The following is a 4,867-nucleotide window of genomic DNA, read 5'->3' on the forward strand; positions in this document are numbered from 1 at the left end:
CCACAACCAAAGCGGCTACATAGTCACCCGCAAAGGCAAACGCCTGGCTTTTGCGTTCATGAACAACAACTTTACCCGGCCATCCCGCGAAATAAGGGATGAAATGGTAAGGATCATGACGTATATACATGAGGAGTTTTAGCCCAGATTAAATCTATGTCATTGCGAGGAGGCACGACGAAGCAATCTCGTAACTACACAGATCGGACATGCATTGGCTACGAGATTGCCACGCTACGCTCGCAATGACATGGTTTTTATCATTTTATCTCCTTTGGCGCAAGTGTTAAGAGATTGGTTGCGGGTATGCCCACTTGTGCCAATTGGAAAAGGTCTTTATCCCTTCCCATCTCCCGCATCCTTTTTTAAATTTCCTTCAAGCTGCGGGTTTTGTGCCGGCAGGATCTTTACGCGGTGTTCAACTTCGGTTTGCTGGATGTGAACGGCATAATCAGCAGGTTCAATATGGCTTCCGCTGGCTTCGGCAAATACCTGGGTAAACTCGGCACCGATATATAGTATGGCCGATGTATAGTAGATCCAAACTAAGATCACAATAATGGAGCCCGCTGCGCCGTAGGCCGAACCCTGCGCGGTATATTGAATATAAAGGCTGATGGCATACTGGCCCAGCATAAACAGGATAGCCGTAAATACCGCCCCGCTGCGTACATCTTTCCATTTGATTTTGACATCGGGCAAAAATTTAAATATGATGCTGAATAATGTAGTGATCACAATTAGTGTAATACCGAGGTTTATGCCTTTAACAAGGAGTTTGGTTACCGCGTCTATCTGGGGAAAAAAGCGCTGGACCTGGTCCTGAACAGCGGTTATTACGATATTGATAATGAGCGTCGCCAATAATAAAAAACCAAGGCTTATGATGAGCGAAAATGATACGAAGCGATTTTTTAACAGCTGCACCCAACCACTTTTCGGCTTAGCCTTAACCCGCCAGATCATGTTGAGCGAGTCCTGGATCTCGATAAAAATACTGCTTGCTCCCAATAATAGCGTTACCACGCCAATAACAACGGCAATGCCCGATTTTCCGGACAATGCAAGGTGTTTTAAAGCATCCTGGATCTGGGCTGCCGGTCCCTTTCCAACGTAACGAACAATTTCAGGGTAAAGGCGATCTGTTGCCGCATCCTGTCCAAAAACAAGACCGGCTACCGATATTACGATGATTAACAAAGGTGCGATGGAAAATACAGTATAATAAGCCAGGGAAGCACTTAATTTTAAGCCATTATCTTTTGAAAAGCCAGTGAAGGATGCCAGGAGTACCTTCCATAGTTGTTTAAAATATTCTTTGCTGAAAAACTTCATGCCTGTATTTTTGTGGGGTTAACGCTGTTTGTGGATAGCTAAGCAATATTAATGCCTTTTGTAGGGTTGTGTGATAAAAGTTGTAAGTTTTGAAACGGTGAGCACAGGTAAGGCTATAAATTTTGAACAGGAATGTCCAGTAACTCGTACCCGGCCCAGCCTGTAAAATCATAATGCCACCATTCGGTTGAGATCACCCTGAAACCGTATTTGGCCATTACTGTTTTCAATAGCTCGCGGTTAGCAATTTGCTGTGCCGGTAAATCCATATAATCTGCGCCAGCCTTGCGGCTAAAGCTGTCAAAGCCAGTCGGCATATCCAGTTCTTTGCCGGTTTTTAGATTGATAAGGGAGAGGTCAATTGCGCAGCCCCGGTTATGTTTCGAGCCCTTGCGCGGGTCGGCTACGAAATTGGTGTCTGATGCCATTTCGTAAAAATTCACCGTAACCGAATATGGCCGGTAAGCATCATAAATTTTAAGGCCAAGGCCCTGCGTTTTCAATTCGGCCTCAACCTGCTGAAGCGCTTTTACAACCGGAAGCCTTGCAAACGCTTTGGCCGTGGTGTACATGCGACGGTGCATAAAATTGTTGCTGGTGGCATACCGCAAGTCTAAGGCCATGCCCGGAATGTATTTTTTTATCTCAACCAGCTGTTTATCAGGGTTCGCCTTTACCTGTAGCTTATAACGGGCAATACCGCAAACTTTTGTACTATCGATATATTTATAATGCTGCGCACTAACGCGCAATGTCATGGCGGTAAACAGCAGCAGCATTAAATACTTAGGGACCATATTATCTGTGCGATACGATAAGCAGGTCAAGGTCTTTGCAGGGGATGGAGAAGCGTTCGCCGATGTGCTTGTTGGTTAGTTGCCCCTGGTAAATATAAACCGCGTTGCGTACGCCCGATTTTTGCCAAATGAGGTTTTTGATGCCGCCCATGTCGCCAATATCAAGCAGTATCGGTGCAAAAATATTGGTAAGCGCATAAGTAGCGGTACGGGCTACGCGCGATGCAATATTGGGAACGCAATAATGAATTACATCATATTTGCGGAAAACCGGGTGGGTATGGTTGGTAACTTCGGATGTTTCAAAGCAACCGCCCTGGTCAATACTTACATCAATGATCACCGAGTCGCGTTTCATGCGGCTAACGGTAGCTTCAGAGATAATACATGGACTGCGGCCATCTTCTGCCCGGAGAGCGCCAATGGCTACATCGCAGGTGGTGATGGCTTTTTCCAACACAATAGGCTGTACTACCGAGGTGAAAACCCTTGCGCCGATATTGTTTTGCAGGCGGCGAAGCTTGTATATAGATGGGTCGAATACTTTAACTTCGGCACCCAGTGATATGGCGGTACGTGCTGCGTACTCACCTACTGTGCCTGCACCGAGGATCACAATTTCAGTAGGCGGAACGCCGGTTATCCCCCCCAGCATCAGGCCTTTGCCTTCAAAAACGTTACTTAAATATTCGGCAGCTATGAGTATGGAGGTAGCGCCAACAATCTCGCTCATGGCCCTTACCACGGTAAGTATATTTCCTTCATCGCGCAGGTGTTCAAAACTTAGCGCCGTGATTTTTTTGACCATCAGGGCATGGATACTTTCGGCTTTAAGCGTAGCCAGTTGCAGGGTGGAGATCAGGATCTGCCCTGGTTTCATCATTTCAATTTCGTGGGAGGTAGGCGGCGCTATTTTAATGATGATATCGGCTTCATAAACCTTTTTGGTATCATAAACTATCTCCGCCCCCTGTTCGCTGTAGTCCTTATCCGAAAAATTGGCGGCCTGCCCCGCATGGCTTTCCAGCAATACGTCGTGCCCGTTATTGACCAGCAAAGCTACCGAAAGCGGGGTTAACGGCACACGGTTTTCCTGGAAGGAAACCTCTTTAGGAATGCCGATGTATAGCTTGTTCTTTTTACTTTTTACCTCCAGCAACGACTCCTGGGGTTGCATCATTGCTTGTTTGGCAATATCCGAAAACCCGCTATATATCCCTGAACTCATGATGTATTGTTTTTAAGGCTGTTGAAGATAATAAAAAACGATGGATGATAAAACTAAATATTTTCGATGCTGATGCTGCGCGAATTGCTGTCCAGAACGTTGATCCGGATGGTGGTATAATGGTCCGGAAGCAGGTCTGGGATCTTTTCGGGCCACTCAATAAAACAGTAGGCCCCGCTGTAAAAATATTCCTCATAGCCCATATCCAGCGCTTCTGTTTGGTTTTTAAGGCGATAGAAATCAAAATGAAAGATCCGGCTGTCGCGCCCAATGTATTCGTTCACGATAGAAAACGTTGGACTGGTGGCCTGTTCGGTTACTCCCAGGGTTTCACACAAAACTTTGATAAGCGTTGTTTTCCCCGCCCCCATTTCGCCATAGAAAAGAAAAATTTTATTCCCCGCCGAGTTGGCCAGGATAGCATCAGCAGCCTGCGGGAGTTGGGATAATGAATTTACAGATAGTTGCACAGTGTTTGACTCTCTTTTACGTCATTGCGAGGAACGGAGCAACCTGGCAGAGCCGCCCTGTATAGCATGCGGTTGACACGCTGCGCTCGCAAAATGACATGGTATAGAACAACATTATAACACGTGCAACTATCTGTAAATTCAACATCTCAATTACCGCAGGCTGCCGAAGCCATCCTGGCCAACTCGGCGGGGAATAAAATTTTTCTTTTTTATGGCGAAATGGGGGCGGGCAAAACAACGCTCATCAAAGCTTTATGCGAAGAGCTCGGCGTAACAGAACAAGCAACCAGTCCGACGTTTTCAATCGTAAACGAATACACCGGGCGCGACAGCAGGATCTTTCATTTTGATTTCTATCGCCTTAAAAATCAAACAGAAGCATTGGATATGGGCTATGAGGAATATTTTTACAGTGATGCCTACTGCTTTATTGAGTGGCCCGAAAAAATTCCCGACCTGCTCCCGAACCGTTACACCAACATCCGGATCCGGGTTTTGGACAGCACCTCGCGCAGCATCAGCATGGAAAATATTTAGTTTTATCATACATCGTTTTTTCTTATCTTCAACAGCCTTAAAAAAAACACATCATGAGTTCAGGGATATATAGCGGGTTTTCGGATATTGCCAAGCAAGCAATGTTGCAGCCCCAGGAGTCGTTGCTGGAGGTAAAAAGCAAAAAAAACAAGCTATACATCGGCATTCCCAAAGAGGTTTCCTTCCAGGAAAACCGTGTGCCCTTAACCCCGCTGTCGGTAGCGTTGCTGGTTAATAACGGCCACGAGGTAATGCTGGAGAGTAATGCCGGGCAGGCCGCCAATTTTTCGGATAAGGATTACAGTGAACAAGGCGCGCAGATAGTATATGATACCAAAAAGGTTTACGAGGCCGATATCATTATCAAAATAGCCCCTCCTACCACGCATGAAATTGAGCTGATGAAGCCCGGGCAGCTCCTGATCTCTACCCTGCAAATCGCTACCCTCAAGGCCGAAAGCATTCAGGCGCTGATGGCCAAAAAGATCACCGCGCTA

5 protein-coding genes and 1 pseudogene are annotated in these 4,867 nt (G+C 46.3%); 2 read left to right on the forward strand and 4 right to left on the reverse strand.

Features of this window, described 5'->3' with window-relative positions:
- Positions 1–336: 336 nt before the first annotated feature.
- From VF500_RS09435 to tsaE (VF500_RS09450), 4 genes are all read right to left on the reverse strand, one after another.
- Entirely contained in the window at positions 337–1,335 is a 999-nt protein-coding gene (locus VF500_RS09435) for a YihY/virulence factor BrkB family protein (RefSeq protein ID WP_330859439.1), read from the reverse strand.
- A gap of 113 nt (positions 1,336–1,448) precedes the next feature.
- On the reverse strand, positions 1,449–2,132 hold the full coding sequence (locus tag VF500_RS09440; RefSeq protein ID WP_330859440.1) for a M15 family metallopeptidase: 684 nt from the start codon (positions 2,130–2,132) through the stop codon (positions 1,449–1,451).
- A gap of 1 nt (position 2,133) precedes the next feature.
- A complete protein-coding gene (locus VF500_RS09445; protein WP_330859441.1) occupies positions 2,134–3,360 on the reverse strand; it encodes an alanine dehydrogenase in 1,227 nt (408 codons plus the stop codon).
- A gap of 53 nt (positions 3,361–3,413) precedes the next feature.
- Positions 3,414–3,830: a tRNA (adenosine(37)-N6)-threonylcarbamoyltransferase complex ATPase subunit type 1 TsaE gene (gene tsaE / locus VF500_RS09450; RefSeq protein ID WP_330859442.1), complete on the reverse strand. Its 417-nt coding sequence runs from the start codon at positions 3,828–3,830 to the stop codon at positions 3,414–3,416.
- A 123-nt stretch (positions 3,831–3,953) separates the two neighbouring features.
- On the opposite strand from tsaE (VF500_RS09450), the gene tsaE (VF500_RS09455) reads away from it, so the two are divergent.
- The gene (tsaE, locus tag VF500_RS09455; protein ID WP_090532637.1) at positions 3,954–4,370 is read left to right on the forward strand and encodes a tRNA (adenosine(37)-N6)-threonylcarbamoyltransferase complex ATPase subunit type 1 TsaE; all 417 of its coding nucleotides are present in this window, start codon (positions 3,954–3,956) and stop codon (positions 4,368–4,370) included.
- A gap of 53 nt (positions 4,371–4,423) precedes the next feature.
- Positions 4,424–4,867: pseudogene (locus VF500_RS09460) on the forward strand (alanine dehydrogenase); the annotation flags it as partial.

Source organism: Mucilaginibacter sp. (genome assembly GCF_036383575.1).
Classification (GTDB): Bacteria; Bacteroidota; Bacteroidia; order Sphingobacteriales; family Sphingobacteriaceae; genus Mucilaginibacter.

Bases quoted from the DNA above. Each gene is read 5' to 3' on its own strand.
- VF500_RS09435 (WP_330859439.1), bottom strand. From the start codon at position 1,335: ATGAAGTTTTTCAGCAAAGAATATTTTAAACAACTATGGAAGGTACTC.
- VF500_RS09440 (WP_330859440.1), bottom strand. From the start codon at position 2,132: ATGGTCCCTAAGTATTTAATGCTGCTGCTGTTTACCGCCATGACATTG.
- VF500_RS09445 (WP_330859441.1), bottom strand. From the start codon at position 3,360: ATGAGTTCAGGGATATATAGCGGGTTTTCGGATATTGCCAAACAAGCA.